This window comes from Pseudomonas sp. TE3911 (assembly GCF_054062775.1).
Genome location: NZ_JBSSFP010000001.1, coordinates 6265542 through 6291885 on the forward strand (window position 1 = coordinate 6265542; position 26344 = coordinate 6291885).

Below are 26344 nucleotides of genomic sequence, written 5' to 3' on the forward strand. Positions count from 1 at the left end.
AGCTGCGAGTTTCATACATAAATTTACATACCCCGTGGTGAGTTTCAGCCTCTCACCACAGGGATGGCCTTACACGAAACAGAGTGAAAGCGACTCGGCAATGTAGGCCGGTTTTTCCTGGCCTTCGATCTCCAGTGTGGCAGTGGCCTTTAACAGCCACTGGCCGGGCTTTTTCTCGGTGACGTCAGTGAGGATCACGTTCAAGCGCACCTTGGAGTTGACCTTGACCGGCTGGATAAAGCGCACGGTGTCCAAGCCATAGTTGACCGCCATCTTAAGGCCTTCGGGCATGATCAGGATGTCTTCCATCAGCTTGGGTATCAGCGATAGCGATAGGAAACCGTGGGCAATGGTGCTGCCGAACGGCGTTTGCGCAGCCTTGACCGGGTCGACGTGGATGAACTGATGGTCGCCAGTGGCTTCTGCGAACAGGTTGATACGTGCCTGGTCGATGGTGAGCCATTCGGAACGTCCCAGTTCCTTGCCGACATAATCTTTGAGCTGCGCTACAGGTACATAGGGCATTGCGTCTCTCCTTGGTTCATCGATGCTGTTTTTATGGATTACAGAGAACCAATGTAGATCATCACGGGCAACCAGCCCGGTCAACCCACCATGCTTTTGGCGAATGCCGATGCATAGGGCCGGCATGCTTATAATGCGGGCGAGTTCAGAGGGGGGAGAAAGCGGATGCTGTTACGTGGTCTGACATGGCTGGTGTTGTTTCAGTTGATCGGTACGGCGATCAATCATTTGCTGTTGCCGGTTCTGCCGGGGCCAATCATTGGCCTGCTGCTGATGCTGGGTTTCCTGATCTGGCGTGGCGAGGTGGGCGAGCCGTTGAGCCTTGCAGCTGGCAGCCTGTTGCGGTATCTGCCACTGCTGCTGGTGCCGCCGGCAGTCGGCGTGATGGTGTACGCCAAGGACATCGCGGCTGACTTTTGGGCCATCGTCGGCGCGCTGGTGTTGTCACTGGTGATCGCCATGGCATTCGTTGGCGTACTGATGCAGCAGATGGTCAAGCGCAAGGAGAAGGATCAATGATCTTCGACTGGCATGGCGCGTGGACGTCCGTGATTCATCACCCGCTATTCGGTATCGGTATTACCCTGGGCGCCTATCAACTGGTGCTGGCGGGGTTCGAGAAAACCCGCTGGATCTTCCTGCAACCGGTACTGGTCTCCATGCTGCTGGTGATCGGCGTGTTGCTCACCTGCGGCCTGAGCTATGCCGAGTACCGCAAGAGCACCGAGATCATGGGCATTCTGCTGGGGCCTGCCACGGTGGCGCTGGCGGTGCCGCTTTATCTGAATCTGCGGCGCATTCGCCAATTATTTTGGCCAATTTTTACTACGCTGGTGATAGGCGGTGTATTGGCTACCGGCCTGTGTGTGCTGCTCGGCTGGTGGTTCGGCGCTGAACACATGATGCTGATGACCATGGCGCCCAAGTCGGTGACCTCGCCGATCGCCATGCTGGTGGCCGAGCAGATCGGCGGCGTGGCGGCACTGGCCGCGGTGTTTGTGCTGATCACTGGGGTGGTGGGGGCGATGGTGGGGCCGGCGTTACTTTCGCGCCTGGGTGTGCACAGTCCCGAGGCGCGTGGCATGGCGTTGGGCATGACCGCCCACGCGGTCGGCACCTCGGTGGCCCTGCAGGAGAGCGAAGAGTGTGGCGCCTTTGCGGCGCTGGCCATGAGTCTGATGGGCGTGGCCACGGCGGTGTTCCTGCCGTTGGCTGTGTCAGTGATTGTTTAAACCAGGTTTAAGGAAACCTTTATGAGTCTGGCGCTGTTCCCGCTCAATACCGTGCTGTTCCCTGGCTGCACCCTCGACCTGCAACTGTTCGAGGCGCGCTACCTGGACATGATCAGCCGTTGCATGAAAAAGGGCGAAAGCTTCGGCGTGGTGTGCATCCTTGACGGCAAGGAAGTAGGCATGGCTCCGGACGGCTACGCGCTGATCGGCTGTGAAGCGCTGATTCGCGACTTCAAGCAGCAGGACAATGGCCTGCTGGGGATTCGTGTTGAAGGCGGGCGGCGCTTTCGCGTGCTCGATACGGGCGTGCAAAAAGACCAGTTGCTGGTGGCCGAGGTGCAATGGCTGGATGAGCAGCCGGACCAGCCGTTAGACGAAGAGGACGCTGATCTGTTGGCATTGCTCCAGGCCCTGGCCGAGCATCCGATGGTCTCTTCGCTGGACATGGACGCTCACGCCGAGGGCCAGCAAGCCTTGGGCAATCAGCTTGCTTATCTCTTGCCCTTTACCGAGGCCGACAAGATCGACCTGCTGCAACTCGACGACCCGCAGCAGCGCCTGGATGCGATCCAGATGCTGCTTGATGAGCTACAGGAAGAGCTTTTCACTCAGTAGGCGTAGCGCAGCAGTGCGTGGGATGTGCCGGTGAGTGCAATAAAGCTCAAGACTGCCACTATGGCAGGCAGCAGCAGCCACCATGTTTTTTTGCGCAAGGGTGGCAGTGGGCTGCGGTGCTGGATGGCTGTCAGGCTGAACGCACACACCGTCATCGCCAGGAGCGTGCCGGCCAGGATGTCCGAGGGCCAATGGGCGCCCAGGTAAACCCGGGACAAGGCGATAAAGGCGGCGGGAATGCAGCCCAGCAGTATCCACGTCAGTCGCAGTCGTGTCGGTTGGCCACAACCTGCCAGCACCGCCAGCGCCAGGAAAAACGCGAAGGCGCCGGAGGCATGGCCGCTGGGCATGCTGAAACTGGTCAGGGGGTCGGTAAGGATTTCTGGGCGGCCACGGGCGAAAAATAATTTGCTCCCGGTGTTGATTACCGCCGATCCGGCCAGTGTGGCGCCCACAAAGATGGCGTGGCGCCACTGTCGAGCCAGTAGCAAAAGCCCGGTGAAGACGGCGCTGGCGACAAACATCTTCTTGAACTCACCCAATTGGGTGACCATCACCATGGCTTCATCCAGCCAGGCGCTGCGATGCTCCTGCACCAGTGCGCTCAGACCCTGATCGAAATCATTCAGGTGTGGATAACCGATAAACAGTGCGATCAACAACGTCAGGCTGGCGCAACCTATCCACAAGGTGGTGCGCCGGTGGTCGCGCAGGCTGCTGTTCAAACCCAGCCCCAGCAGTACCGCCAGGCACGCCGTGACAACGCCGGCCTCAGGCCAGAAGCCTTCCGGTAATGGCAGGCGGAACGCGGCGCCGGTGGCCCAGCCCGGCAGCAAGTAGGCCACCGACCAGCCGGCTGCGGCGAGGACGCTCACTGCCGCAAAGCGTGGGAACGGCATATCGCACATGCCGGCCACCATCGGCAGCATCGGGCGCAAGGGGCCGATGAAGCGTCCGACCAGCAGGCTGGCGATGCCGTACTTGTGGAAGTAGGTCTCTGCACCGTTCATCCATTCGGGGTGGTGGCGCAGACCGGGCAGGCGGCGGATGTTCTGGTGGAAATGTCGGCCCAGGAAGTAGGAAACCCCATCGCCCAGCAAACCGCCGAGAAAGCCCAGCAACAGCGTTTCACTCAATGACAGCGCGCCGCTGCCGGCCAATGCGGCAATGGCGAACAGCAATACCGTGCCCGGTACGATTAAACCGGCAATCGCCAGGCATTCCACGCACGCGACGATAAACACCGCCACCGCCAGCCATTGTGGGTTCAGGGTCAGCCAGCCGGTAATGCTATCGAGCCATTGGCCCATAAACGTCACTCCATCACCACAAAATTCAAATCAGAAAATAGTCGCGGCCTTCGACCTGGCCTCGGCGCAGCGGGTTCCGTGTGCAGTACGGTGCATAGCCTGCATCGACAAAACGGTACATCAGGTGTTCATCGCGGCCACTGGGGATGCCCAGGCGGGTCGTCTGGATGATTTGCGTCGGTACCTGGCCGACATCTTCCACATACAGCCTTTCCTGGTCGAAGCGCTTGGCGTCCCACATCGGCACTTTGAGCCCCAGCGCTTTGCACAACAACGTTTGGCCGGCGCACAGCTTCTGCGAGGTGCGCGGGCTGCCATCGGCATTCGGGTTGTTCAACTGCATCTGCGCGAGGCTCGCCTGGCCGGAAAGGTCATCGACCCACGGATAGGCCGATTTGATCAATACGGCATTGCCCGGTCCATGTGCGCTGAAGTTCAGGGAGTCGCCGCCACGGGCGTAGTACATGTAGATATGGCCGCCATCCAGAAACAAAGCCTTACGCTTTTCTGTGTAGCCGAGTGAAGCGTGGCTACCTTTTTCGGCCACGTAATAGGCTTCCGTTTCAATAATTCGAGCCGAAAGCCAGATTTCGCCGACGCGATGGCGTACAACTTTGCCGAGCAGTTCCCGCGCAAGAATTTGCGCATCACGGTCGAAGAAGCCGTCGGGCAGGGCGCTGGCGGGGCGTTGGGGCGATGAGCTGGGCATGGCGGTCAGGGGAAATGCGGCTAAATGTGACGGAATCATAACAACTCCCACCTTAATTACCGCTGAACCCCAGGTTTTTACAGTTCATTTCGACCATCCGCCCCTCACCGCTGTCAGTCGGGCGGCGTCACAGCTATAATCTGCCGCTTTCCTCTTTGCCAAGACTCCCTGACCATGACTGAGTCCGTTCTTGACTACATGACCCGCCTGGGTCGCGCTGCCCGTCAGGCCTCGCGGTTGATCGCCCGTGCGAGCACCGCGCAGAAGAACCGTGCCTTGCTGGCCGCCGCTGATGCTCTGGATGCTTCGCGCTCCGAACTCGCCGCGGCCAACGAACTGGACCTGGCCAACGGCCGCGCCAATGGCCTGGAACCGGCCCTGCTGGACCGTCTGGCGCTGACCCCGGCACGTATCGACGACATGATCGAAGGCCTGCGTCAGGTGGCCAAGCTGCCTGACCCCATCGGTGAAATCCGCGATATGCGTTACCTGCCGTCCGGTATTCAGGTCGGCAAGATGCGCGTGCCCCTGGGCGTGATCGGCATCATCTATGAGTCGCGACCTAACGTGACCATTGACGCCGCGAGCCTGTGCCTCAAGTCCGGCAATGCCACCATCCTGCGTGGCGGTTCCGAGGCGATCAATTCCAACCGCGCAATTGCCGCCTGCATCCAGCAAGGCCTGGCCGTGGCCGAACTGCCGGCCGAAGTGGTGCAAGTGGTGGAAACCACCGATCGCGCGGCCGTTGGCGCGCTGATCACCATGCCGGAATTCGTCGACGTGATCGTGCCGCGCGGTGGCAAGAGCCTGATCGAACGCGTCAGCCGTGATGCCAAGGTTCCGGTCATCAAGCACCTGGACGGCGTATGCCATGTGTTCATCGACATCGCCGCCGATATCGACAAGGCCATTCGCATCGCCGACAACGCCAAGACCCATCGCTACGCCCCGTGCAACACCATGGAGACTCTGCTGGTGCACGTCGGCATTGCCGATCGCGTGCTGCCGCCGCTGGCTGCCATCTATCGCGACAAGGGCGTGGAACTGCGCGGCTGCGAACGCACCCGCGCGCTGCTGGGCGCCGACGTGATCGAAGCGACTGAACAGGACTGGTACACCGAATACACGGCGCCGATCCTGTCAATCCGCATCGTTGATGACCTGGATCAGGCCATCGAACACATCAACACATACGGCTCCAAGCACACCGACGCGATTGTCTCCGAGCACTTCAGCGATGCGCGTCGCTTCCTCAACGAAGTGGATTCCGCTTCGGTGATGGTCAACGCCTCGACGCGCTTTGCCGACGGCTTTGAATACGGGCTGGGCGCCGAGATCGGCATCTCCACCGACAAGCTTCACGCACGCGGCCCGGTTGGCCTGGAAGGTCTGACCAGCGAGAAGTACGTGGTGTTCGGCGACGGTCATGTGCGCACTTGATGGCTAAACGCATCGGGCTGCTCGGCGGTACTTTCGACCCCGTGCACATCGGCCATTTGCGCAGCGCTCTCGAAGTCGCAGATGCCCTTACACTGGACGAGTTGCGCGTGATGCCCAACGCGCGGCCGCCCCATCGCGATACGCCGCAGGTGTCACCGCAACAACGTCTGGAAATGGTGCGCCTTGCCGTAGAAGGTATACCGCCGCTGGTGGTGGACGACCGCGAACTCAAACGCGATAAACCGTCCTACACTGTCGACACCCTGGAGCTGATACGCGCCGAGTTGGCCGTAGATGACCAGTTGTTTCTGCTTTTGGGCTGGGACGCATTTTGCGGCCTGCCCTCTTGGCATCGCTGGGAGGAACTCCTCCAGCATTGCCACATCCTGGTTTTGCAACGCCCGGATGCCGACAGCGAACCGCCGGATGCCTTGCGCAACCTGCTGGCCGCGCGGTCGGTAAGTGACCCCTTGGCCCTGACCGGGCCGAACGGGAATATTGCATTCGTCTGGCAGACCCCGCTTGCGGTGTCTGCCACCCAGATCCGTCAACTGCTGGCCAGCGGGAAGTCGGTACGTTTCCTGGTGCCTGACGCGGTCCTGGCCTACATCGATGCGCACGGGCTTTACCGTGCGTCGAACTGAAAAGGCGCGCTTGAACGCACGAACAGTCGTGCAGCGAGCGCCCGAACATATGAGCAAAACGAGTTTTTTATGACGAACAAAGACGTAAGCAAAGTAAAACGCAAAGGCACGTTCAAAAGCGCCCCGCTGCCGGTTGAAGCCCACGTTGGTCCGGAACTGGCTGGCGAAGAGCTGGTAAAAGTCGCCGTTGCCGCCCTGGAAGACGTGAAGGCCCAGGACATTCAGGTTCTGGACGTACGCGACAAGCAGAGCATCACCGACTTCATGATCATCGCCACTGGTACTTCCAACCGCCAGATCGGCGCGATGCTGGACAAGGTCCGCGAAGCCGTCAAAGCCCAAGGCGTCAAGCCACTGGGTGAAGAAGGTAAGGGCGACAGCGACTGGGTGCTGCTGGACATGGACGACGTGATCGTTCACATGATGACCTCCAACGCCCGTCAGTTCTACGACCTGGAGCGTCTGTGGAAAGGCGCCGAGCAGAGCCGTGCCGCTGATGGCAAGCACCACAGCCCGGAAGTGGGCCACGCGCACTTCGACAAGCTCAACAAAGACCAGGAATAAGGAACGGCTGTGCGCCTGCGTCTGATCGCTGTCGGTTCACGCATGCCCAAGTGGGTGGAAGAAGGCTGGCACGAGTATGCCAAGCGTCTGCCCGCTGAGCTGTCGCTGGAACTGGTGGAAATACCGCTCAACACCCGGGGCAAGAATGCCGACGTAGCGCGCTTTATCCGTCAGGAAGGCGAAGCCATGTTGGCCAAGGTCGGCCCCAACGAGCGCATCGTCACCCTCGAAGTGCACGGCAAACCCTGGAGCACCGAGCAACTGGCGGTGGAACTGGATCGCTGGCGCCTGGACTCGCGCACCGTCAACTTCATGGTCGGTGGCCCGGAAGGGCTGGCGCCGGAAGTCTGCGCGCGAGCCGACCAGCGTTGGTCGCTGTCGGCACTGACGTTGCCGCACCCGTTGGTAAGGATTCTGATCGGTGAACAGCTGTATCGCGCCTGGACAGTTCTGTCCGGGCACCCTTACCACAAATAGTCTGCGCCCCTCCCGATGACCCAGCCGATCCGCATCAAGGACCACGAGAAAGACGCACGTCTGGTACGCGCTCGGGTCGTGTTTGGTGCGATTCTGGTCGTCGGGCTGATGTGTGTGCTGATCGCCCGCCTGTATTTCCTGCAGGTGATCCAGTACGAGTACCACTCCACGCTGTCGGAAAACAACCGGGTGCATGTGCAGCCGATTCCGCCGACCCGTGGGCTTATTTTCGACCGCAACGGTGTGGTGGTCGCGGATAACCGGCCCAGCTTCAGCCTGAGCATGACCCGCGAGCGTTCCGGCGATTGGCAGCAAGTCCTCGATGTTATCGTCGAGGTGCTGCAACTCACGCCGGAAGACCGAGTGATTTTCGAAAAGCGCATGAAGCAGGGGCGTCGGCCCTTTGAGCCGGTGCCGATCCTGTTTGAGTTGACCGAAGAGCAGATCGCCCGCATCGCGGTAAACCAGTTCCGGTTGCCGGGTGTGGAAGTGGTGGCACAGTTGGTACGTCATTACCCGCAGGGCGCGCACTTTGCGCACTCGGTCGGCTACATGGGGCGGATCAACGAAAAAGAGCTCAAGAGCCTCGACCCGGTCAATTACAGCGGTACCCACCATATCGGCAAGACCGGCATCGAGCGTTTTTACGAGCCGGAACTGCACGGCCAGGTGGGTTACGAAGAAGTAGAGACCAATGCCCGTGGCCGCGTATTGCGCGTGCTCAAGCGCACCGACCCGATTCCCGGCAAGGACATTGTGCTGAGCCTGGACATCAAGCTGCAGGAAGCGGCGGAGATGGCCTTGGGTGGGCGGCGTGGCGCGGTGGTGGCACTGGACCCGAAAACAGGCGAGGTCCTGGCCATGGTCAGCCAGCCAAGTTTCGACCCTAACCTGTTTGTGACCGGGATCAGCTTCAAGGCCTACGCCGAGTTGCGCGATTCCATCGACCGACCGCTGTTCAACCGCGTGCTGCGCGGCCTGTATCCGCCCGGTTCGACCATCAAGCCCGCGGTGGCGATTGCTGGCCTGGATGCAGGTGTGGTCACTGCTTCCAGTCGCGTGTACGACCCGGGCTACTACATGCTGCCCAACTACGATCACAAATACCGTAACTGGAACCGCACCGGTGACGGCTACGTCGACTTGGACACCGCGATCATGCGGTCCAACGACACCTATTTCTATGACCTGGCCCACAAGCTGGGGATCGACCGGCTGTCTGCCTACATGGGCAAGTTCGGCCTCGGTCAGAAAGTTTCCCTGGATATGTTCGAAGAATCTCCTGGCCTGATGCCGTCCCGGGAGTGGAAGCGTGCGACCCGTCGTCAGGCGTGGTTCCCGGGTGAAACCCTGATCCTCGGCATCGGCCAGGGCTATATGCAGGCCACCCCGTTGCAGCTGGCCCAGGCTACCGCGCTGGTGGCCAACAAAGGTATCTGGAATCGCCCGCACTTGGCCAAGACCATCGAGGGCGAGAAACCGGTGGATGACAACCCGATCCCGGACATCGTGCTGCGCGACTCGTCCGACTGGACCAAGGTCAACCATGGTATGCAGCAAGTGATGCACGGCGCCCGTGGCACCGCGCGAAAAGCCGCAATCGGTGCGCAGTACCGCATTGCCGGCAAGAGCGGTACGGCCCAGGTGGTCGCGATCAAGCAGGGCGAGAAATACGACCGCACCAAGGTCCAGGAGCGCCACCGCGACCACGCCTTGTTCGTCGGTTTTGCTCCGGCAGACGACCCGAAAATCGTCGTGGCCGTCATGGTGGAGAACGGCGAGTCCGGCTCCGGTGTTGCCGCCCCCGTGGTGCGCCAGGTGATGGATGCCTGGTTGTTGGCCGACGACGGCAGGCTCAAGCCCGAATATGGCGGCCCCCCTTCAAATCCCGAGGTTACGGCCAGTGAAGAGTAATTTTGACCGCATCCTCTCCAGCGAGGATGTGATGCGTCGCCGCGCGACGTTGCTGCAGCGCATGCACATTGATGGCCCGTTACTGATCCTGCTGCTGACCCTGGCCGCCGGGAGCCTGTTTGTGCTGTATTCGGCCAGCGGCAAGAACTGGGACCTGCTGATCAAGCAAGCGTCGTCTTTTGGCCTGGGCCTGCTGTCCATGGTGGTGATTGCCCAGTTGGAGCCGCGTTTCATGGCGCGGTGGGTGCCGCTTGGCTACGTCGCCGGTGTATTGCTGCTGGTGGTGGTGGACGTGATGGGCCACAACGCCATGGGCGCAACCCGCTGGATCAACATTCCGGGGGTGATTCGCTTCCAGCCGTCGGAATTCATGAAGATCCTGATGCCGGCCACCATTGCCTGGTACCTGTCCAAGCGCACCTTGCCGCCGCAGCTTAAACACGTAGGCATCAGCCTGATTCTGATTGGCGTACCGTTCATCCTGATCGTTCGTCAGCCGGACCTCGGCACCTCGCTGCTGATTCTCGCCGGCGGTGCGTTCGTGCTGTTCATGGGTGGCTTGCGCTGGCGCTGGATCCTCAGTGTGCTGGCTGCGGCCGTACCGGTGGCCGTGGCCATGTGGTTCTTCTTTATGCACGACTACCAGAAGCAACGGATCCTCACGTTTCTCGATCCGGAAAGCGACCCGCTCGGCACCGGCTGGAACATCATCCAGTCCAAGGCAGCCATCGGTTCCGGCGGCGTGTTTGGCAAGGGTTGGCTGCTGGGCACCCAGTCGCACCTGGACTTTTTGCCAGAGAGCCACACCGACTTCATTATCGCGGTGATGGGCGAAGAGTTCGGCTTGGTAGGCATCTGCGCACTGTTGCTGATCTATTTGCTGCTGATCGGGCGCGGCCTGGTAATTACCGCACAGGCACAGACGCTGTTCGGCAAATTGCTCGCAGGCAGCCTGACCATGACTTTTTTTGTTTACGTTTTCGTCAACATCGGTATGGTCAGTGGCCTGTTGCCGGTGGTTGGGGTGCCGTTGCCGTTCATTAGCTACGGCGGAACTTCGCTGGTGACATTGCTGTCAGCGTTTGGGGTTTTGATGTCGATTCATACGCATCGCAAGTGGATCGCACAGGTTTGAATAAGGTGAAGATGTCAATGCAAGTAATGCGCGGCTGGGCCACTCGGCATGCGTCCTGGATGGGCCTGATTGGGCTACTGGGCGCAACGCAAGAGGCGCAGGCCGGTGACTACGATGGTTCACCCCAGGTCGCCGAATTTGTCGGTGAGATGACCCGCGACTACGGTTTCGCAGGTGAGCAGCTGATGGGCGTGTTCCGCGAAGCCCAGAAAAAGCAGGCGATCCTCGACGCCATCTCCCGCCCCGCCGAACGCGTGAAGCAGTGGAAGGAATATCGCCCGATGTTTCTCACCGACGCCCGCGTGGCGCGCGGTGTGGACTTCTGGCGCCAGCATGAAGCCGTACTGGCCCGCGCCGAGCAGGAATACGGCGTGCCGGCCCAGGTAATTGTTGCGATCATCGGCATTGAAACCTTTTACGGGCGCAATACCGGCAGCTATCGGGTGATCGACGCCTTGTCGACCCTGGGCTTCGATTACCCGCCTCGCGCCGACTTCTTCCGCAAGGAGCTGCGCGAATTCCTCCTGTTGGCCCGCGAAGAGCAGGTCGACCCGCTGACCCTCAAAGGCTCCTACGCCGGGGCGATGGGCTTGCCGCAGTTCATGCCGAGCAGCTTTCGCGCCTATGCCGTGGATTTTGACGGTGACGGCCACATCAACATCTGGAGTAATCCCGACGACGCCATTGGCAGCGTGGCCAGCTACTTCAAGCGCCATGGCTGGGTGGGCGGCGAGCCCGTAGTGATTCGCGCCGACGTCAGCGGGGAACGTGCCGATGAAGGCCTGACCCAGGGCATCGAGCCGGCCAAGACGGTCGGGGAGTTGCGGGCGCTGGGCTGGTCGAGTCAGAATGCGCCACGCGATGATATGCCGGTCACGGCGTTCCGCCTGGAAGGCGAAAATGGCCCTGAATATTGGATGGGCCTGAAGAATTTCTACGCAATCACGCGTTATAACCGCAGTGTGATGTACGCCATGGCCGTGCATCAGCTGTCAGACATGCTGGTCCAAGCACGGGGCAACAAGTAATGCGGGCATCGCCGTTCAATCAACCGCTCAAGCTGGTGGCGTTCGCCGCGTTGTCCCTGCTGGTCGTCAGTTGTTCCACAAGCCGTGGCCCGGCACCACAGAAGTCCGGCGGTACCGCCGTACGTTCCCAGCCAGGCCTGGACATCAACCGCGCGCACAAAGACGGCGCGCCGTGGTGGGATGTCGATGTGTCGAAAATCCCGGATGCCACGCCCACCTTGCACACCGGCCCTTACAAGGCCAACCCCTATACCGTGCTGGGTAAATCCTACTTTCCGTTGCAGGAATCCAAGACCTACGTGCAATCGGGCACGGCGTCCTGGTACGGCACCAAGTTCCATGGTCAGAACACTGCCAACGGCGAGGTCTATGACCTGTATGGCATGAGCGCAGCGCATAAAACCTTGCCGCTGCCCAGCTATGTGCGGGTGACCAACCTGGACAATAACCGCACGGTGATCCTGCGGGTCAACGATCGTGGGCCGTTCTATTCGGACCGGATCATCGATTTGTCCTACGCCGCCGCGAAGAAGCTCGGCTATGCCGAAACCGGTACGGCACGGGTCAAGGTCGAAGGTATCGACCCGGCGCAGTACTGGGCCCAGCGTGGCAAGCCCGCCCCGCTGATGCTCAATGAACCGCAGAGTGCGCAGCCGCAAGTGACGGCATCCACCGGCAAGATCGAACAGTGGACACCGCCACCGCAGCAACACGCACCGGACACGGTGGTCGTACCCCACGCAGCGCCGGGTGCTTCGGTCGCTGGCGGGCAATACCTGCAAGTGGGCGCTTTCGCCAACCCGGATGCGGCAGAACTGTTAAGGTCCAAGCTCAGCGGCATGGTCAACGCGCCGGTCTTTATCAGCTCCATCGTGCGTAACCAGCAAACCCTGCACCGCGTGCGCATGGGCCCGATCGGCTCGCCGAGCGAAGTGGCGCAAGTACAGAACAGCGTGCGCATGGCCAACCTGGGACAACCCAGCGTGGTCACCGCTGAATAACAAAGAATTGATGGTTCAGGCCCGTGCGCGGGTTTGAGCTGTGGTTGTTGGCTCGTTGAACAATAAAAACCCAGGGGCAAGGGGTGAGCGGGCAACCGAACACGTGACAGTCTGGTAGCGGGCTGTCTGAATAAGTTTTGCCCGCGAGGGCAAGTTTCCATAAGCAATTTCGAGAGACGGATGAACATCACCACCTTAGCCAAACGCACGTGCCTGCTTATCTCGCTGATCATCACCCCGGCCGCCTGGGCGGTTGAAATGGTGCCGGCTTCACCGCAACTGGCCGCTAAGGCGTGGGTCCTGATGGATGCTGCCAGCGGCAACGTGCTGGTAGAGAGCAACGGTGACCAACGCCTGCCGCCAGCCAGCCTGACCAAGCTGATGACCGCCTACATCGCGACCCTGGAAATCCGTCGCGGCCAGATCGGCGAGAACGACCCGGTGACCGTCAGCGAAAATGCCTGGCGTACCGGCGGTTCGCGCATGTTCATCAAGGTGGGCTCGCAAGTCACCGTAAGTGACCTGCTGCACGGCATCATCATCCAGTCCGGTAACGACGCCAGCGTCGCGCTGGCCGAGCACATCGCCGGCAGCGAAGATGCATTCGCCGACATGATGAACAAAACCGTCGCCGACCTGGGCATGACCAACAGCCACTTCATGAATCCGACTGGTTTGCCAAACCCTGAGCACTACTCGTCGGCTCACGACATGGCGATCCTGGCCCGCGCGATCATTCGTGTTGACCCGGTGCACTACGCGATTTATTCCCAGAAGGAGTTCTTCTGGAACAACATCAAGCAGCCTAACCGCAACCTGTTGTTGTGGCGTGACAAGACCGTTGATGGTCTGAAAACCGGCCACACCGAAGAGGCTGGCTATTGCATGGTGTCGTCCGCTGTTCGTGACGGCCAGCGCCTGATTGCAGTGGTATTCGGCACAAACAGCGAGCAGGCCCGTGCGGCCGAAACGCAAAAGCTGCTGACCTATGGTTTCCGCTTCTTCGAAACCCAGACCTTCTATCAGAAGGGTGCTGAACTGGCGACCGCGCCGGTATGGAAGGGCGCAACCTCTCAAGTCAAGGCCGGCCTGGCTGAAGACCTGACCCTGACCATGCCTAAAGGCCAGCTGAAAAAGCTCGCTGCCAGCATGACCATGAACCCGCAATTGGTTGCTCCAATCGCCAAGGGTGACGTGATCGGTAAAGTCGAAGTGAAACTGGACGACAAGGTGGTGCACAGCGCTGACCTGATCGCGCTGGACGCTGTCGACGAAGGTGGTATCTTCCGCCGCGTGTGGGATAGCATCCGTCTATTCTTCTACGGCTTGTTCAACTGATAGTGTGCACCTGCAAAGCCCCGCGTTGATCCGACGCGGGGCTTTGCCGTCGCCACGGCTTACCGCTTACGAGGCCGTTACGCCATGACCGATACCGAAGTAAAGGCACCCAAGATCGAATTCCCGGTGGTCGATTACCCGATCAAGGTGATCAGCGACACGGGTGTTGGCCGCAAGGACACGATTCTTGAGATCGTGCGTAAACACGCGACGATCAACGATAACCGAGTGGATGAGCGATCCAGCACCACCGGTAAATACACGACTATCCAGTTGCACATCGTTGCGACCGGCCAGGACCAGCTCTACGACATCAACAGCGAACTGCGGGCCACCGGCTTCGTGCACATGGTGCTGTGATGCCAGAGGTCCTGGGCTTTCGCGAGCTCGGCCAGATGGCCTACGAGCCTGTCTGGCACGCCATGCAACGGTTCACCAACGAGCGTGGCACCTCGGCCCCCGATGAGATCTGGCTGGTGGAACACCCGCCGGTGTTCACCCAGGGCCAGGCTGGCAAGGCTGAGCATTTGCTGCTGCCGGGGGATATTCCGGTGGTGCAGGTCGACCGAGGTGGCCAAGTGACTTACCATGGCCCCGGCCAGTTGGTCGCTTATCTGTTGCTGGACGTGCGCAAGCTGGGATTTGGCGTGCGCGATCTGGTCAGCCGGATAGAGGCTTGCCTGGTCGAGTTGCTGGCCAGTTATGGCGTGACCGCCGCGGCCAAGCCTGATGCTCCCGGTGTGTATGTGGATGGCGCGAAAATCGCCTCCCTGGGGCTTCGGATTCGTCACGGATGTTCCTTTCATGGCCTGGCCCTGAACGTGGACATGGACTTGGCCCCGTTTCGGCGGATCAACCCGTGCGGCTATGCCGGGTTGGCGATGACCCAACTGAGCGAACACGCTACACCGATTAAATTTGCCGAGGTAAGTGCCCGGCTGCGCGCGCAGCTCGTCAAACACCTCGACTATGCTGAGCAGACGACCCTAACGGGCGGAATCGACTGATTATGACTACTGATGCAGTGCAAACCATGATCCCGACGCTGGACGTTACCGAGCGTCCGGCCCCGGCCCCGCGTGCCAAGGTGGAAGCCGGCGTCAAGCTGCGCGGCGCCGAGAAGGTTGCACGCATCCCGGTGAAGATCATTCCGACCACCGAACTTCCGAAGAAACCCGACTGGATTCGCGTACGTATCCCGGTTTCGCCGGAAGTCGACCGTATCAAGGCCCTGCTGCGCAAACACAAGCTGCACAGCGTATGCGAAGAGGCCTCTTGCCCGAACCTGGGCGAATGCTTCTCCGGCGGCACCGCCACGTTCATGATCATGGGTGACATCTGCACCCGTCGTTGCCCGTTCTGCGACGTTGGCCATGGCCGGCCGAAGCCACTGGACGTGAACGAGCCGGAAAGCCTGGCCATCGCCATCGCCGATCTGAAACTCAAATATGTAGTGATCACTTCGGTGGACCGCGACGACTTGCGTGACGGCGGTGCACAGCACTTTGCCGACTGCATCCGCGAAATCCGCAAACTGTCGCCGAACGTGATGCTCGAAACCCTGGTCCCGGACTACCGTGGCCGTATGGACGTGGCGCTGGAAATCACCGCCGCCGAGCCACCGGATGTGTTCAACCACAACCTGGAAACCGTGCCACGCCTGTACAAGGCCGCGCGTCCGGGTTCGGACTACCAGTGGTCGCTGACCCTGCTGCAGAAATTCAAGCAGATGATGCCGCACATTCCGACCAAATCCGGCCTGATGCTGGGCCTGGGCGAAACCGACGAAGAAGTCATCGAAGTCATGAAACGCATGCGCGAACACGACATCGACATGCTGACCCTGGGCCAGTACCTGCAACCGTCGCGCAGCCACTTGCCGGTGCAGCGTTTCGTGCACCCGGACACCTTCGCCTGGTTCGCCGAGGAAGGCTACAAGATGGGCTTCAAGAACGTCGCCTCGGGCCCGTTGGTACGCTCTTCGTACCACGCTGACGAACAAGCCAAGTTGGTCAAGGCAAGCCTGGTTTCCTGATAGGGGTTTAGATCCAGTGTGGGAGGGGGCTTGCCCTCGATTGCGGTATGTCAGTGGCTACATGTGCTGGCTGATCCACCGCAATCGGGGGCACGCCCCCTCCCACATTTCGTTCCGCGCTAGTTAGGGAGAGTTGTGTATGACAGCAGCCGTTCCAGCCCTTCGTTCTGAAGGCACCATCGCCCTGATCGCACCTGCCGGCCCCGCCGTGCTGGACGTTGAAAGGGTTGGCCAATGGATGCGCACGCGCGGCTACGATCTGCGAATTTCCCCCGGCGTCTATGAACGCGACGGCTACCTCGCCGGCAGCGATGCAGTGCGCCTGCGTGACCTGCACGCCGCCTTCGCCGATCCGCAAATCGACGCTATCTTCTGTCTGCGCGGTGGTTACGGTACGCCACGGCTGCTCGACGCGCTGGACTTCGACCTGCTGCGGGCCAATCCCAAGCCGTTCGTGGGTTACAGCGACATCACCGCGTTGCATCTGGCGATCAACCGCTACGCCGGCTTCGTGACCTTCCACGGCCCGATGCTCAATGCCGACCTGCTCGGCGACAAGCAACAACCTACCGAATCGTCATTGTTCAGCCTTCTGCGCGGCCAGCTGGGCGCCGGCAGTGTGCTGTCGCACCCGGTGGCGTACCCGCTGACCACGATCGAGCCTGGCATTGCCTGTGGGCGCTTGCTGGGAGGTAACCTGTCGATGATTGCGGCGGTCATGGGGACGCCTTACGAAATCGACGCTGAAGGCATCATCCTGTTTATCGAAGACGTCAACGAGCCGATCTACCGCATTGACCGGTTGCTGACGCACTTGCGCCTGGCCGGTAAATTGGCCCAGGTTGCGGGTGTGCTGGTGGGGGATGTGGCGGGGGTGGATAACGCTGCGCTGGAGCGCCTGCTGAAGCAGACGTTCGAGCCTTTGTGTATACCGGTGTTGGCCGGCTGGCGCAGTGGGCATTGCGATCCGAACCTGACGCTGCCAATGGGCGCGTTGGTGCGTTTGGATGCAGGGGAGAAGCGGGTGGTGTTGGAGCAGGATGTGGTGTTCAAACCCTGAATCTGTTGGTGCCTGCCAAACCGCCATCGGGGGCAAGCCCCCTCCCACACTTGAATGTATTCACAAATCAAAATGTGGGAGGGGGCTTGCCCCCGATAGCGATAGTCGCCATAAGCAGATCTAACGGTTCTGCAGCGACTCCAGCAATTTCACCGTCGGATACCCATCCGCCGGCCAGCCCAGCGCCTGCTGCGCCGCACGAATCGCCTTACGGGTGTTGGCGCCGATAATCCCATCCGGGTTGCCCGCGTCATAGCCATTGGCACTCAACGCCGTCTGCAAATCAATGCGCTGGGATCGGCTCAGTGGCAGCTCATCTTTCGGCCACTCGCCACGAATCACGCCACCGCCACCAAACCGCTCCGACAACAGGCCAACCGCCAGCGCGTAGGACGATGAGTTGTTGTACTTGAGGATGGCGCGGAAGTTATCCAGCACCAGGAACGCCGGGCCGCGATAGCCCGCAGGCAGCAGCAGGGCGGCGGAGAGTTGGTCGACATTGCTTGGCATGCTGGCGCCCGGCGGCAGCTGCACGCCCAGTTTCAGCCACTCAGCGACGGTTTTGCGGGTGCCGCCATCGGCCAGGGCGTAATCGAAGTTCGCTGGCAGTTGTTTCACCTCGAACCCCCAAGGCTGGCCTTTCTGCCAGCCGGAGCTTTGCAGGTAGTGCGCGGTGGAGGCGAGGGCGTCGGCCGGGCTATTCCAGATATCGCGGCGACCGTCGCCGTCGAAGTCCACGGCGTGGGTGTTGTAGGTGGTCGGGATAAATTGGGTCTGGCCCATAGCGCCTGCCCAGGAGCCTTTCATCTGGTCGGCCTGGATATCGCCGTGTTGGATGATCTGCAGTGCCGCCAGCAATTGCGCCTGTGCAAAGGCTGGGCGTCGGCCTTCATAGGCCAGGGTCGCGAGGGAGCGGATTACCGAATTGTTGCCCTGGAACTGGCCGAAGTTACTCTCCATGCCCCACACCGACACCAACGCTTGGCGGTCGACGCCATAACGTTGCTCGATGCTTTGCAGGATGTCGGCATATTTGATTAGCAGTGCCTGGCCATTACGCACACGCAACGGCGATAGGGCACCGTCGAGGTATTCCCACACCGGGCGGGAAAACTCCGGCTGGCTGCGGTCGGCGCGGATCACCGCCATGTCGGGGGTGACATTGGCGAAGGCATTGTCGAACACGGCGGCGGTAATGCCGGCCTGCAGGGCTTGCGCGCGGAAACCCGCCTGCCATTCGGCGAAGGTTTGGGTCGGTTGGATATCGAGATTGTCCAAGGCCAGCGGGGCCACGACGGCGGGCGCTACAACGGGTGCGGTTTGGAGCTTTGGCAACGGTTGGGCGTCGGCGGCGGTAGGTTTTTCCGCACAGGCGACAAGCAGAATGAGGCTGGAGGCAGCGATCAGTTGGCGAAGGTGCCAATGACGGGAAAGACGAGAGGGCATGCACAGGTCCAGGGATTACAAATCAGACGCTGACCTTATCATGCCAGAGGGGCGCTTGCCTTCAGGCAGCCAGAAAGTAAGAAGCCTCCCAGCTATTAGACTGGAAGGCTTCGCGGCGGTAGCTGCCCTTGCCCTTGCCGGCGCGTTCCTGACGGTTGCGGAACAGTGGCTGGGCGATGATGGATTTGGCCTTGTTGGGGCCATGCTTGGATGGCTTTTTGCTCATGGTCGATGCTCTCCTCAGATGTGATGCAGCGGTGCAAATCATCTGCCGAAGTTGGACAGCTGTAAAGCCCGGCGGCGGGTAGGAGATTTCATTGCGTACGCGATAGGACATGTGGGAGGGGGCTTGCCCTCGATGGTGGTGTTTCAGTCAATACATGTGTCGACTTCAGCGCCGCCATCGGGAGCAAGCCCCCTCCCACATTGGTTCTGTGGTGTTTGGAAACTAGGATTATTCGGCTGGAAGTGTCAGGCGCTGACCGGCCATCAACAACGACAAACGGCTGAGGCTCATCCACGGTGAACCCGCCGCCTGGCCCTTGATCTGTGCATCAATGCGCTGCGCCTCCAGCAACAGTTGTGCCCAGCGTTGCGCCGAGTGCCGTTGAAGGGCTTTGCTCATCAGGGGTTTGCGCTTGTCCCACACCGGTGGCCGAGCCTGGCTGAAGCACTTGTCCAGCGGCGTGCCTTGGCTGTACTGCAGGGCAATATTGGCCAATACCCGAAGCTCTCGGGCCAGGGCCCAGAGAATCACTGGTGGCTCGACCCCTTCGCCACGCAGGCCTTCGAGCATGCGCAGGGCGTGGGCGGGTTCGCCGTTGAGGATTGCATCCACCAGCCCGAATACGTCAAAACGTGCACTGTCCGCCACGGCGCCTTGTACCGTTTCGACGGTAATCTGCCCGTCTTCGGCCATCAGCTTGAGCTTTTCGATCTCCTGAGCAGCGGCAAGCAAGTTGCCCTCGACCCGGGCGGCGATCAGCTCAACGGCGTCTTGCGTTGCGGCCAGCCCCGATTGGGACAGGCGCTGGCGAATCCACTGCGGCAGCTGATTGCTGTCCACCGGCCATATCTGGATGAACTGGGTCTGCGCCCCTTCTACCAAGGCCTTGCCCCACTTGGTCTTCTGCGCGCTGCCGTCGAGTTTGGGCAGGCTGATCAGCAAGACCGTATCTTCAGCGGGACGTGAGCAGTATTCCATCAGTGCCGCCGCGCCTTTATCTCCAGGCTTGCCCGATGGCAGACGCAGCTCAAGCAGGCGTTTTTCGGCGAATAGCGACATGCTCGCGCCGGCTTGCAGCAGCGTGCCCCAGTCGAAACTGGCGTCGGCGCTGAATACCTGGCGTTCATCGAAGCCCTGCTGGCGTGCGGCGGTACGGATGGCGTCGGCGGCTTCCTGGCACAGCAGCGGGTCATCACCGCTGACGATGTAGACAGGCGCGAGGCCACCTTGCAGGTGTTTGGCGAGTTGGGCGGGGGCGAGTTTCATAGGCAGGTAGAGCGGGGCGCCTGGGGCGCCCCGTCTGGCTTACTCGACAGGTACTTCAACAGGCGATTGTTTCGGCGTGTTGTCTTCGTACTCTTTCGCAGCTTTCAGTGCATCGGCGTCAGCCTTGGCCTTGTTGTCAGCGGCTTGCTGCAAGGTTTCCAGCTTCTCCGGGGTCAGCATCGACAGGCGCAAGACTACGCGTTGCACCAGATCACGACGCATTTCCTTGCGGACCTGGATGATTTCGGCATCCGAGCCCACCAGGTTGTTGCCATCGTGGCTGACGATTTTCTGCACCTGGATGTTGTCACCCATCAATGGCAGGTGGTCGCGGCCCTGGATTTCAAAGCTGAGCACAGTGCTCAGTTCGATATCCGACGCGCGCCCTGCGCTGGCGTAGCTCAGGTTGCGCTGGGTTTCTTTTTCGTTCGCCAGAAACAGCTTGTAGGTTGCGCCGGTGTAGACGTGTACCCCGTTGTTTTCCAGGACCTGGCGCAACTGGGTCACGGTTTCGCTGTAGGCGTCGCGCGCGCTGACATCCAGTTCCTTGATCGTCAGGTCATTGGTGCCGGTGCCGCGCAGCTGGAAGCCGCAAGCGCTCAGTAGCACGGCAAGGCCCATAACCAGCAGATTGCGTTTGATCATTTTGTTGCTCCCCTTGAAACCATGTGGGCCTTATCGAGGCCTTGAAGGCTTTGTTCGGCGCAGGGCTCAAGCCCTGCGCCCGATGCGATTAGCTAGCGACGATATTGACCAATTTGCCAGGCACCACGATCACTTTGCGGATCGTCAGGCCTTCGGTAAAGCGCAGCACGTTCTCGTTGACGCGTGCGGCCGCTTCGACTTCTTCACGGCTGGCACTGGCCGGCATGTCGATCTGGCCACGCAGCTTACCGTTGACCTGGATCACCAGTTGCAGCGTGTCCTGTACCAGGGCGCTGTCATCCTGCACCGGCCAACGCGCATCGATGACTGCGTCGCTATGGCCCAGACGGCTCCACAGGTCGTGGCTGATGTGCGGCGTAATCGGTGCCAGCAGCAGGGTGACCGTTTCCAGGCCTTCCTGTACCAGTGCGCGGTCCTGTTCGGTCGCTTGCGGGGCTTTTTCCAGCACGTTCATCAATGTCATCACCTGGGCGATGGCGGTGTTGAACTTGTGGTTTTGGCCTACATCCTGGCTGGCTTGCTTGATGGCCAGGTGGGTGCTGCGGCGAATAAGTTTCTGCTCGTCGCTCAGGGACGCCACGTCCAGCTTGGCCGGCAGGCCCTGGCTGACATGGGCGTGAGCCAGGCGCCAGACGCGCTTGAGGAAGCGGTGCGAGCCTTCGACGCCGGAGTCGGACCATTCGGCGCTCATGTCAGGTGGCGAGGCGAACATCATGAACAGACGGCAGGTGTCGGCACCGAACTGGTCGATCATCGACTGTGGGTCGACGCCATTGTTCTTCGACTTGGCCATTTTCTCGGTACCGCCGATCTCCACCGGCAGGCCGTCGGCGATCAGCTTGGCGCTGATGACCTTGGCTTTGCTGTCGCGCTCAAGTTCGACGTCCGCCGGGTTGAACCAGGTGTAGGCGCCATTGGCTTCGCGGCGATAGTAGGTCTCGGCGATCACCATGCCTTGGGTCAGCAGGTTCTTGAACGGCTCGTTGGAACTCACCAGGCCTTCGTCGCGCATCAACTTATGGAAGAAACGCGCGTACAGCAGGTGAAGAATGGCGTGTTCGATGCCACCAATGTACTGATCCACCGGCAACCAATGGTCAGCCGCGGATTTTTCCACCAGGCCACCCTCGTAGTGAGGCGAGGCGTAGCGGGCGTAGTACCACGAGGACTCCACGAAGGTGTCCATGGTGTCGGTTTCACGCTTGGCAGGCTGGCCGCATTTAGGGCAACTGCACTCGTAGAACTCAGGCATGCGTGCCAATGGCGAACCGGCGCCGTCCGGCACCACGTCTTCCGGGAGCACGACCGGCAGTTGGTCTTCCGGTACCGGCACGTCACCGCAGGTTTCGCAGTGGATAATCGGGATCGGGCAGCCCCAGTAGCGCTGGCGGCTGATGCCCCAGTCGCGCAGGCGGAACTGGGTGCGCGAGGCGCCGAGGTTCTTCTTGATCAGTGCGACTTCGATGGCGTCGAAAGCACCGGTGAAGTCCAGGCCGTCGAACTCTCCGGAATTGATCAGGGTGCCGTGCTCGCCGTAGGCGTCTTGCCATGGGGCCGGGTTGGTGTCGCCCGAACTGGTGCGTACCACCGACTTGATCGGCAGGTTGTACTTGGTGGCGAATTCGAAATCACGCTCGTCGTGGGCCGGTACAGCCATTACTGCGCCATCGCCGTAGTGCATCAACACGTAATTGGCGACCCAAACCGGCAACTTCTCGCCGGTCAGTGGGTGCTCGACGAACAGGCCGGTCGGCAGGCCTTTTTTCTCTTGGGTGGCGACGTCGGCTTCAGCCACGCTGCCGCCTTTGCATTCGGCGATGAACGCCTGCAGCTCCGGGTTGTTCTGTGCGGCCTGGGTGGCCAGCGGGTGCTCGGCGGCCACGGCGACGTAGGTCGCGCCCATCAGGGTGTCGGGACGGGTGGTGAAGACTTTGAGTGCGCCTGCTTCGCCGATGGAGTCGACGTTGTATGGGAACTGCACTTCCATGCCCTTGGACTTGCCGATCCAGTTGCGCTGCATGGTCTTGACCTGTTCAGGCCAGCCCGGCAAATCGTCGAGGCTCGACAAGAGTTCATCCGCGTAGGCGGTGATCTTGAAGTAGTACATCGGGATTTCGCGCTTTTCGATCAGCGCGCCGGAACGCCAGCCGCGCCCGTCGATCACCTGCTCGTTGGCCAGCACGGTCTGGTCGATCGGGTCCCAGTTCACGGTGCCGCTTTTTTTGTAGATCACGCCTTTTTCGAACAGGCGAGTGAACAGCCATTGTTCCCAGCGGTAGTAATCCGGCTTGCAGGTGGTCACTTCGCGGGACCAGTCCACCGCCAGGCCCAGGCTGCGCAGCTGGGTCTTCATGTAGGCGATGTTTTCGTAGGTCCACTTGGCGGGAGCCACGTTGTTTTTCATCGCAGCGTTTTCCGCCGGCATGCCGAAGGCGTCCCAACCCATGGGTTGCAGGACGTTCTTGCCTTGCATGCGCTGGTAGCGGGAAATCACGTCGCCGATGGTGTAGTTACGCACATGCCCCATGTGTAGCTTGCCGCTGGGGTAAGGGAACATCGATAGGCAATAGAAAGTCTCCTTGCCTGGCTGTTCACTGACTTCAAAGGACTTTTGCTCGTCCCAGAAGGTTTGGGCGGCATTTTCTATTTCACGGGGCTGATATTGTTCGTGCATGGCTACTTTTGAACTGGATAGGGGTGGCCTAATCCTCTTCGGTGCAACGTTCAGGTTGTTCGACACCAAAAAGCGGCGCGTCCGTGCCCAAACCCTGCGGGAAGTGGAGTTACAGGAAGCGCCGTAGCATACATGACCCCACTCTATCGAGGGAAACCCTGATTGCGTAGCCGAGGCCGTCTGTCGCGGCGCCGGGCAGGCGCAGCAACGAGGGCTACGCTGTTCAGTGGGGAGCAAGTCTTTCTTCAATGAGGTGAGGGGATGGTTGAATCGCAGCGAATCGCAACTAAACCGGACGTCTACGAGGGACTGATCGACCGATTGGGTCGTGCATTGGATGCAGCGAGGACAGCGGGCCGATTGCGTGATGAACGGCCTGTCGAGTTGGAACTGCGTGGATTGAGTCGCGCGGAGTTGGAACTGATCAAGGCTTACCTGGAACGCAACAAACGCAGTGCGCCCCCTTGGGTGGCAACCCCGCCAGTCCAAGAGCCTACGCACTCTGCCAAGGTGGTGTGGCTCAAGGACTTGCCGGCCGGTCGTGGCCCGGAAACATTCCGGTCCGCCCGCTACAAGTAGTTAACCCCCGCTGAACAACACCATTGCGCTATTTCACTGTAGAGATTGTCGCTAAACCCCGTTACACCTTAGGCTTCGGGCATCTTTGGAGATGCCCGATGCCTATTCGTTATTTCATTAAACAACTGCTCCTGCCGCCCGGCATTCTCTTGCTGCTGCTGGCCCTTGCCTGGTGGTTTAGACGCACTCGCCCACGTTTGGCCGGCTGCTGCTTTGCCCTGGGGTTTGGCGGCATGTGGTTGATCAGCTTGCCGGTGGCCGTGGAGTGGGGCGCGCGGGCCCTGGAGACCGAGCCTCCGTTGGCGCGTGAAGACTGGTCGACCCTGGCCCAGCGCGCCGACGCCATTGTGGTGCTGGGCTCGGGACGTGAGCGCGGCGACCCGGCATGGGGTTCTGATCAGCCTACCGGTATTGGCCTGGAGCGCCAGCGGTATGCCGCCCGACTGGCCAAGGCGTCCGGCCTGCCGGTGCTTACCACCGGGGGATTGCACTACGGCACGCCGCCCAGCGAAGCTGAGCTGATGGCGGTGTCGATGCAGGACGATTTCGGCGTTACGGTGCGCTGGAAGGAAGAGCGCAGCCGTACCACCTGGGAAAACGCACAGATGAGTGCCGAGATTCTATTGCCCGAGGGCATCAAGCGTGTGGTGGTCGTGACCCAGGCCTGGCACATGCCGCGTTCGGTGTGGAGTTTTGAAAAGGCCGGCTTCACCGTAGTGCCGGCGCCGGTGGGGTTTCTAGGCGTGGACAATGCACGGCCGCTGGGTGGATGGATGCCCGAGTTCAAGTCGGTGTGGCAGAGCGGGCAGTTGATCAACGAGGCGGTAGGGCAGGTGGGGTATCGGTTGTTCTATCGATAACCCTGCTGATTAAAATGCAGATCAAGATGTAGGAGGGGGCAAGCCCTCTCCCACATTTTGATTCGCGTTGGCTGTTAGACGGTTTTTGACATCCGGCCTGCCAGCAGCGCCCAACCAAACAACCCCAGGCACACGATGATCAGCGGCCACGAGCGCCATTGCAGGTATGGCGTCAGGTTATGCATCGGCACCACTTCGCCATAGAGGATTCCGCGCTCGAATTGCGGGATCTGCGCAGTGATCTGGCCAAACGGGTTGATCAACCCAGTCACGCCATTATTGGTCGCACGGATCATCCAGCGCCCAGCCTCCAACGCACGCATCTGCGCCATTTGCAGGTGCTGCAGCGGGCCGATGGAGCGGCCGAACCAGGTGTCATTGCTGATGGTCAGCAGCAGGTCGCTCTGGGCCGACAGTCCGGCGGCGAATTCCGGGTAGACCACTTCGTAGCAAATGAAAGGCGCGATCTGATAGCCCTTCGCCTGCAACATCGCCTGGTCGGCGGGGCCGCGGGCGAAGTCCGACATCGGCAGGTCGAAGAAGGCAATCAGTCCGCGCAGCATGTCCTGCAGCGGCACGTATTCGCCAAACGGCACGAGCTTCTGCTTCAGGTAAGTGCCGTCGCCTTCGCCTACCACGGTGATGCCATTGAAGTAGCGCTTCTGGTGGTGCACTTCCTGGCGTATTGGCACGCCGGTGATAAGCGCGGTGTGTCGGTCGGCGGCAAACTTGCCCATCATCCCCAGGTAGCCCTCGACGGACTCCTTGAGCACCGGCACCGCCGTTTCCGGCCACACCAGCAGGTCGACAGGCTTGGAGCTGAAACTCATGTCGCGGTACAGCGCGAGCTGCGCATTGAGCTGCTCGGGGTCCCACTTCATGCTTTGTTCGACGTTGCCCTGGATGGCCGCTACGGTCAGCGGAGCGCCGGACGGGGACGTCCAAGCGTGATGCTTGAGCGCCAGGCCGATGGCCCAGGGGGCGACCAGCAACACCAGACCTGCGCCGATAAACCCATTGCGTTTACTGGCCAGCAGGCGCGGCAGGTTGCCCAGCAGGGCCGCCGTCAGTGCCAGGGCAAAGGAAATCAGCCACATGCCACCCACTGGCGCCAGGCCGGTGAGGGGGCCGTCGAGCTGGCTATAACCGGAGTACAGCCACGGGAATCCGGTGAGGAACCAGCCGCGAAAGGCTTCCTGGCCGACCCACAATGCGGCAAACGTCAGCGCATCTGCCAACGGTGCTTCATTGCGACGCAACCAGCGCGCCCACAGCCAAGCCGGCAGGGCGAAGAACCAGGCAATGGCGGCGGTGAACAACAGCATCAGGAACCCCGCCAGCAGCACCGAAGCGCCGCCGAAGTGGTGGATACTGTAGTAAATCCAGCTGGTGCCAGCACCAAACAGGCCGAAACCGAAACACCAGCCACGGCCCAGGGCCTGACGGGGTGTCAGCTCTCGCAGGCCGACATAGAACACTCCCACCGCGATCAGTGCAAACGGCCACAGATCGAACGGCGCCAGCGCCAGGGTAGTGATGGCGCCGGCCACCACGGCCAGCAAGTTACCGGGCCAGCCGGGTGCGATCATGCGGCGCATTT

General features: G+C 60.9%; 27 protein-coding genes. 18 read left to right on the top strand and 9 right to left on the bottom strand.

The features are described 5' to 3' along the window. Nucleotides 1–69 precede the first annotated feature (69 nt). Nucleotides 70–525, bottom strand: coding sequence for a MaoC family dehydratase (locus tag ACVWXD_RS28620; protein WP_032884587.1), 456 nt, complete (start codon nucleotides 523–525; stop codon nucleotides 70–72). 165 nt (nucleotides 526–690) lie between these two features. Here ACVWXD_RS28620 and ACVWXD_RS28625 point away from each other — a divergent pair, with 165 nt between their 5' ends. Genes ACVWXD_RS28625 through ACVWXD_RS28635 form a run of 3 tightly spaced genes read left to right on the top strand, consistent with a single transcriptional unit; the run spans nucleotide 691 to nucleotide 2372 of the window. Continuing rightward, a complete protein-coding gene (locus ACVWXD_RS28625) occupies nucleotides 691–1044 on the top strand; it encodes a CidA/LrgA family protein (protein WP_032884588.1) in 354 nt (117 codons plus the stop codon). Next, a complete protein-coding gene (locus tag ACVWXD_RS28630; protein ID WP_032884589.1) occupies nucleotides 1041–1757 on the top strand; it encodes an LrgB family protein in 717 nt (238 codons plus the stop codon). The genes ACVWXD_RS28625 and ACVWXD_RS28630 overlap by 4 nt, the downstream gene beginning before the upstream one ends. A gap of 21 nt (nucleotides 1758–1778) precedes the next feature. Beyond that, entirely contained in the window at nucleotides 1779–2372 is a 594-nt protein-coding gene (locus ACVWXD_RS28635) for an LON peptidase substrate-binding domain-containing protein (protein ID WP_095186203.1), read from the top strand. Here ACVWXD_RS28635 and ACVWXD_RS28640 read toward each other — a convergent pair. Together ACVWXD_RS28640 and ACVWXD_RS28645 are read right to left on the bottom strand one after the other, a co-directional pair. Then, on the bottom strand, nucleotides 2366–3682 hold the full coding sequence (locus tag ACVWXD_RS28640) for a bifunctional DedA family/phosphatase PAP2 family protein (protein ID WP_032884591.1): 1317 nt from the start codon (nucleotides 3680–3682) through the stop codon (nucleotides 2366–2368). The two genes, ACVWXD_RS28635 and ACVWXD_RS28640, sit on opposite strands and share 7 nt — an antisense overlap. A gap of 25 nt (nucleotides 3683–3707) precedes the next feature. Continuing rightward, nucleotides 3708–4391, bottom strand: a complete 684-nt coding sequence (locus ACVWXD_RS28645; RefSeq protein WP_095186266.1) for a DNA-3-methyladenine glycosylase — start codon at nucleotides 4389–4391, stop codon at nucleotides 3708–3710. A gap of 174 nt (nucleotides 4392–4565) precedes the next feature. On the opposite strand from ACVWXD_RS28645, the gene ACVWXD_RS28650 reads away from it, so the two are divergent. The 13 genes from ACVWXD_RS28650 to ACVWXD_RS28710 all read left to right on the top strand — a co-directional run bounded on the left by ACVWXD_RS28650 (nucleotide 4566) and on the right by ACVWXD_RS28710 (nucleotide 17027). Further along, a complete protein-coding gene (locus tag ACVWXD_RS28650) occupies nucleotides 4566–5831 on the top strand; it encodes a glutamate-5-semialdehyde dehydrogenase (protein ID WP_032884592.1) in 1266 nt (421 codons plus the stop codon). After that, nucleotides 5831–6475 (top strand): nicotinate-nucleotide adenylyltransferase, encoded by a 645-nt coding sequence (gene nadD / locus ACVWXD_RS28655; protein ID WP_260367996.1) that lies wholly within the window; start codon nucleotides 5831–5833, stop codon nucleotides 6473–6475. Before ACVWXD_RS28650 ends, nadD begins: the two co-directional genes overlap by 1 nt. 69 nt (nucleotides 6476–6544) lie before the next feature. Continuing rightward, complete coding sequence (gene rsfS, locus ACVWXD_RS28660; RefSeq protein ID WP_003176298.1) at nucleotides 6545–7039, top strand: ribosome silencing factor; 495 nt, start codon at nucleotides 6545–6547, stop codon at nucleotides 7037–7039. A 9-nt stretch (nucleotides 7040–7048) separates the two neighbouring features. Then, nucleotides 7049–7516 carry a 23S rRNA (pseudouridine(1915)-N(3))-methyltransferase RlmH gene (gene rlmH, locus ACVWXD_RS28665; protein ID WP_003176297.1) on the top strand — a complete coding sequence of 156 codons (468 nt, stop codon included), beginning with the start codon at nucleotides 7049–7051 and terminating at the stop codon, nucleotides 7514–7516. 15 nt (nucleotides 7517–7531) lie between these two features. Then, on the top strand, nucleotides 7532–9430 hold the full coding sequence (gene mrdA / locus ACVWXD_RS28670; RefSeq protein WP_032884594.1) for a penicillin-binding protein 2: 1899 nt from the start codon (nucleotides 7532–7534) through the stop codon (nucleotides 9428–9430). 31 nt (nucleotides 9431–9461) lie between these two features. Then, nucleotides 9462–10565 (top strand): rod shape-determining protein RodA, encoded by a 1104-nt coding sequence (rodA, locus tag ACVWXD_RS28675; protein WP_050442794.1) that lies wholly within the window; start codon nucleotides 9462–9464, stop codon nucleotides 10563–10565. Between the two features lie 17 nt (nucleotides 10566–10582). Further along, complete coding sequence (mltB, locus tag ACVWXD_RS28680) at nucleotides 10583–11593, top strand: lytic murein transglycosylase B (RefSeq protein WP_032884595.1); 1011 nt, start codon at nucleotides 10583–10585, stop codon at nucleotides 11591–11593. After that, on the top strand, nucleotides 11593–12594 hold the full coding sequence (locus ACVWXD_RS28685; RefSeq protein WP_032884596.1) for a septal ring lytic transglycosylase RlpA family protein: 1002 nt from the start codon (nucleotides 11593–11595) through the stop codon (nucleotides 12592–12594). The genes mltB and ACVWXD_RS28685 overlap by 1 nt, the downstream gene beginning before the upstream one ends. 180 nt (nucleotides 12595–12774) lie before the next feature. After that, the gene (locus tag ACVWXD_RS28690; RefSeq protein WP_032884597.1) at nucleotides 12775–13932 is read left to right on the top strand and encodes a D-alanyl-D-alanine carboxypeptidase family protein; all 1158 of its coding nucleotides are present in this window, start codon (nucleotides 12775–12777) and stop codon (nucleotides 13930–13932) included. An 84-nt stretch (nucleotides 13933–14016) separates the two neighbouring features. Then, entirely contained in the window at nucleotides 14017–14292 is a 276-nt protein-coding gene (locus ACVWXD_RS28695) for a DUF493 domain-containing protein (RefSeq protein WP_032884598.1), read from the top strand. Then, entirely contained in the window at nucleotides 14292–14939 is a 648-nt protein-coding gene (gene lipB / locus ACVWXD_RS28700; RefSeq protein ID WP_032884599.1) for a lipoyl(octanoyl) transferase LipB, read from the top strand. The genes ACVWXD_RS28695 and lipB overlap by 1 nt, the downstream gene beginning before the upstream one ends. A gap of 26 nt (nucleotides 14940–14965) precedes the next feature. Continuing rightward, a complete protein-coding gene (gene lipA / locus ACVWXD_RS28705) occupies nucleotides 14966–15967 on the top strand; it encodes a lipoyl synthase (RefSeq protein ID WP_162163623.1) in 1002 nt (333 codons plus the stop codon). A gap of 139 nt (nucleotides 15968–16106) precedes the next feature. Then, nucleotides 16107–17027 carry a S66 peptidase family protein gene (locus tag ACVWXD_RS28710; protein WP_457371553.1) on the top strand — a complete coding sequence of 307 codons (921 nt, stop codon included), beginning with the start codon at nucleotides 16107–16109 and terminating at the stop codon, nucleotides 17025–17027. Nucleotides 17028–17147: 120 nt separating this feature from the next. Here the strand turns inward: ACVWXD_RS28710 and ACVWXD_RS28715 are convergent, their stop codons facing one another. The 5 genes from ACVWXD_RS28715 to leuS all read right to left on the bottom strand — a co-directional run bounded on the left by ACVWXD_RS28715 (nucleotide 17148) and on the right by leuS (nucleotide 23305). After that, nucleotides 17148–18473 carry a lytic murein transglycosylase gene (locus ACVWXD_RS28715; RefSeq protein ID WP_457371554.1) on the bottom strand — a complete coding sequence of 442 codons (1326 nt, stop codon included), beginning with the start codon at nucleotides 18471–18473 and terminating at the stop codon, nucleotides 17148–17150. Nucleotides 18474–18534: 61 nt separating this feature from the next. Beyond that, nucleotides 18535–18699 carry an alternative ribosome rescue factor ArfA gene (gene arfA, locus ACVWXD_RS28720; RefSeq protein WP_419708411.1) on the bottom strand — a complete coding sequence of 55 codons (165 nt, stop codon included), beginning with the start codon at nucleotides 18697–18699 and terminating at the stop codon, nucleotides 18535–18537. Nucleotides 18700–18927: 228 nt separating this feature from the next. Then, nucleotides 18928–19965 (bottom strand): DNA polymerase III subunit delta, encoded by a 1038-nt coding sequence (gene holA, locus ACVWXD_RS28725; protein ID WP_005791737.1) that lies wholly within the window; start codon nucleotides 19963–19965, stop codon nucleotides 18928–18930. A 39-nt stretch (nucleotides 19966–20004) separates the two neighbouring features. After that, nucleotides 20005–20610 carry an LPS-assembly lipoprotein LptE gene (locus ACVWXD_RS28730; RefSeq protein WP_032884603.1) on the bottom strand — a complete coding sequence of 202 codons (606 nt, stop codon included), beginning with the start codon at nucleotides 20608–20610 and terminating at the stop codon, nucleotides 20005–20007. An 88-nt stretch (nucleotides 20611–20698) separates the two neighbouring features. Then, nucleotides 20699–23305 carry a leucine--tRNA ligase gene (leuS, locus tag ACVWXD_RS28735; RefSeq protein WP_122681772.1) on the bottom strand — a complete coding sequence of 869 codons (2607 nt, stop codon included), beginning with the start codon at nucleotides 23303–23305 and terminating at the stop codon, nucleotides 20699–20701. Between the two features lie 261 nt (nucleotides 23306–23566). Between leuS and ACVWXD_RS28740 the strand changes: the two genes are divergently transcribed. Together ACVWXD_RS28740 and ACVWXD_RS28745 are read left to right on the top strand one after the other, a co-directional pair. After that, on the top strand, nucleotides 23567–23884 hold the full coding sequence (locus ACVWXD_RS28740) for a hypothetical protein (protein ID WP_032884605.1): 318 nt from the start codon (nucleotides 23567–23569) through the stop codon (nucleotides 23882–23884). Between the two features lie 98 nt (nucleotides 23885–23982). Continuing rightward, entirely contained in the window at nucleotides 23983–24744 is a 762-nt protein-coding gene (locus tag ACVWXD_RS28745) for a YdcF family protein (RefSeq protein ID WP_095186210.1), read from the top strand. A 74-nt stretch (nucleotides 24745–24818) separates the two neighbouring features. On the opposite strand, the gene lnt is transcribed toward ACVWXD_RS28745, so the two are convergent. Then, complete coding sequence (lnt, locus tag ACVWXD_RS28750) at nucleotides 24819–26342, bottom strand: apolipoprotein N-acyltransferase (protein ID WP_181643740.1); 1524 nt, start codon at nucleotides 26340–26342, stop codon at nucleotides 24819–24821. Nucleotides 26343–26344 lie beyond the last annotated feature (2 nt).

Excerpts from the sequence above, each read along its gene's own strand:
- ACVWXD_RS28620 (WP_032884587.1), bottom strand. The coding sequence starts at position 525 with ATGCCCTATGTACCTGTAGCGCAGCTCAAAGATTATGTCGGCAAGGAA.
- ACVWXD_RS28625 (WP_032884588.1), top strand. The coding sequence starts at position 691 with ATGCTGTTACGTGGTCTGACATGGCTGGTGTTGTTTCAGTTGATCGGT.
- ACVWXD_RS28630 (WP_032884589.1), top strand. The coding sequence starts at position 1,041 with ATGATCTTCGACTGGCATGGCGCGTGGACGTCCGTGATTCATCACCCG.
- ACVWXD_RS28635 (WP_095186203.1), top strand. The coding sequence starts at position 1,779 with ATGAGTCTGGCGCTGTTCCCGCTCAATACCGTGCTGTTCCCTGGCTGC.
- ACVWXD_RS28640 (WP_032884591.1), bottom strand. The coding sequence starts at position 3,682 with ATGGGCCAATGGCTCGATAGCATTACCGGCTGGCTGACCCTGAACCCA.
- ACVWXD_RS28645 (WP_095186266.1), bottom strand. The coding sequence starts at position 4,391 with ATGCCCAGCTCATCGCCCCAACGCCCCGCCAGCGCCCTGCCCGACGGC.
- ACVWXD_RS28650 (WP_032884592.1), top strand. The coding sequence starts at position 4,566 with ATGACTGAGTCCGTTCTTGACTACATGACCCGCCTGGGTCGCGCTGCC.
- nadD (WP_260367996.1), top strand. The coding sequence starts at position 5,831 with ATGGCTAAACGCATCGGGCTGCTCGGCGGTACTTTCGACCCCGTGCAC.
- rsfS (WP_003176298.1), top strand. The coding sequence starts at position 6,545 with ATGACGAACAAAGACGTAAGCAAAGTAAAACGCAAAGGCACGTTCAAA.
- mrdA (WP_032884594.1), top strand. The coding sequence starts at position 7,532 with ATGACCCAGCCGATCCGCATCAAGGACCACGAGAAAGACGCACGTCTG.
- rodA (WP_050442794.1), top strand. The coding sequence starts at position 9,462 with ATGCGTCGCCGCGCGACGTTGCTGCAGCGCATGCACATTGATGGCCCG.
- mltB (WP_032884595.1), top strand. The coding sequence starts at position 10,583 with ATGCAAGTAATGCGCGGCTGGGCCACTCGGCATGCGTCCTGGATGGGC.
- ACVWXD_RS28685 (WP_032884596.1), top strand. The coding sequence starts at position 11,593 with ATGCGGGCATCGCCGTTCAATCAACCGCTCAAGCTGGTGGCGTTCGCC.
- ACVWXD_RS28690 (WP_032884597.1), top strand. The coding sequence starts at position 12,775 with ATGAACATCACCACCTTAGCCAAACGCACGTGCCTGCTTATCTCGCTG.
- ACVWXD_RS28695 (WP_032884598.1), top strand. The coding sequence starts at position 14,017 with ATGACCGATACCGAAGTAAAGGCACCCAAGATCGAATTCCCGGTGGTC.
- lipB (WP_032884599.1), top strand. The coding sequence starts at position 14,292 with ATGCCAGAGGTCCTGGGCTTTCGCGAGCTCGGCCAGATGGCCTACGAG.
- lipA (WP_162163623.1), top strand. The coding sequence starts at position 14,966 with ATGATCCCGACGCTGGACGTTACCGAGCGTCCGGCCCCGGCCCCGCGT.
- ACVWXD_RS28710 (WP_457371553.1), top strand. The coding sequence starts at position 16,107 with ATGACAGCAGCCGTTCCAGCCCTTCGTTCTGAAGGCACCATCGCCCTG.
- ACVWXD_RS28715 (WP_457371554.1), bottom strand. The coding sequence starts at position 18,473 with ATGCCCTCTCGTCTTTCCCGTCATTGGCACCTTCGCCAACTGATCGCT.
- arfA (WP_419708411.1), bottom strand. The coding sequence starts at position 18,699 with ATGAGCAAAAAGCCATCCAAGCATGGCCCCAACAAGGCCAAATCCATC.
- holA (WP_005791737.1), bottom strand. The coding sequence starts at position 19,965 with ATGAAACTCGCCCCCGCCCAACTCGCCAAACACCTGCAAGGTGGCCTC.
- ACVWXD_RS28730 (WP_032884603.1), bottom strand. The coding sequence starts at position 20,610 with ATGATCAAACGCAATCTGCTGGTTATGGGCCTTGCCGTGCTACTGAGC.
- leuS (WP_122681772.1), bottom strand. The coding sequence starts at position 23,305 with ATGCACGAACAATATCAGCCCCGTGAAATAGAAAATGCCGCCCAAACC.
- ACVWXD_RS28740 (WP_032884605.1), top strand. The coding sequence starts at position 23,567 with ATGGTTGAATCGCAGCGAATCGCAACTAAACCGGACGTCTACGAGGGA.
- ACVWXD_RS28745 (WP_095186210.1), top strand. The coding sequence starts at position 23,983 with ATGCCTATTCGTTATTTCATTAAACAACTGCTCCTGCCGCCCGGCATT.
- lnt (WP_181643740.1), bottom strand. The coding sequence starts at position 26,342 with ATGCGCCGCATGATCGCACCCGGCTGGCCCGGTAACTTGCTGGCCGTG.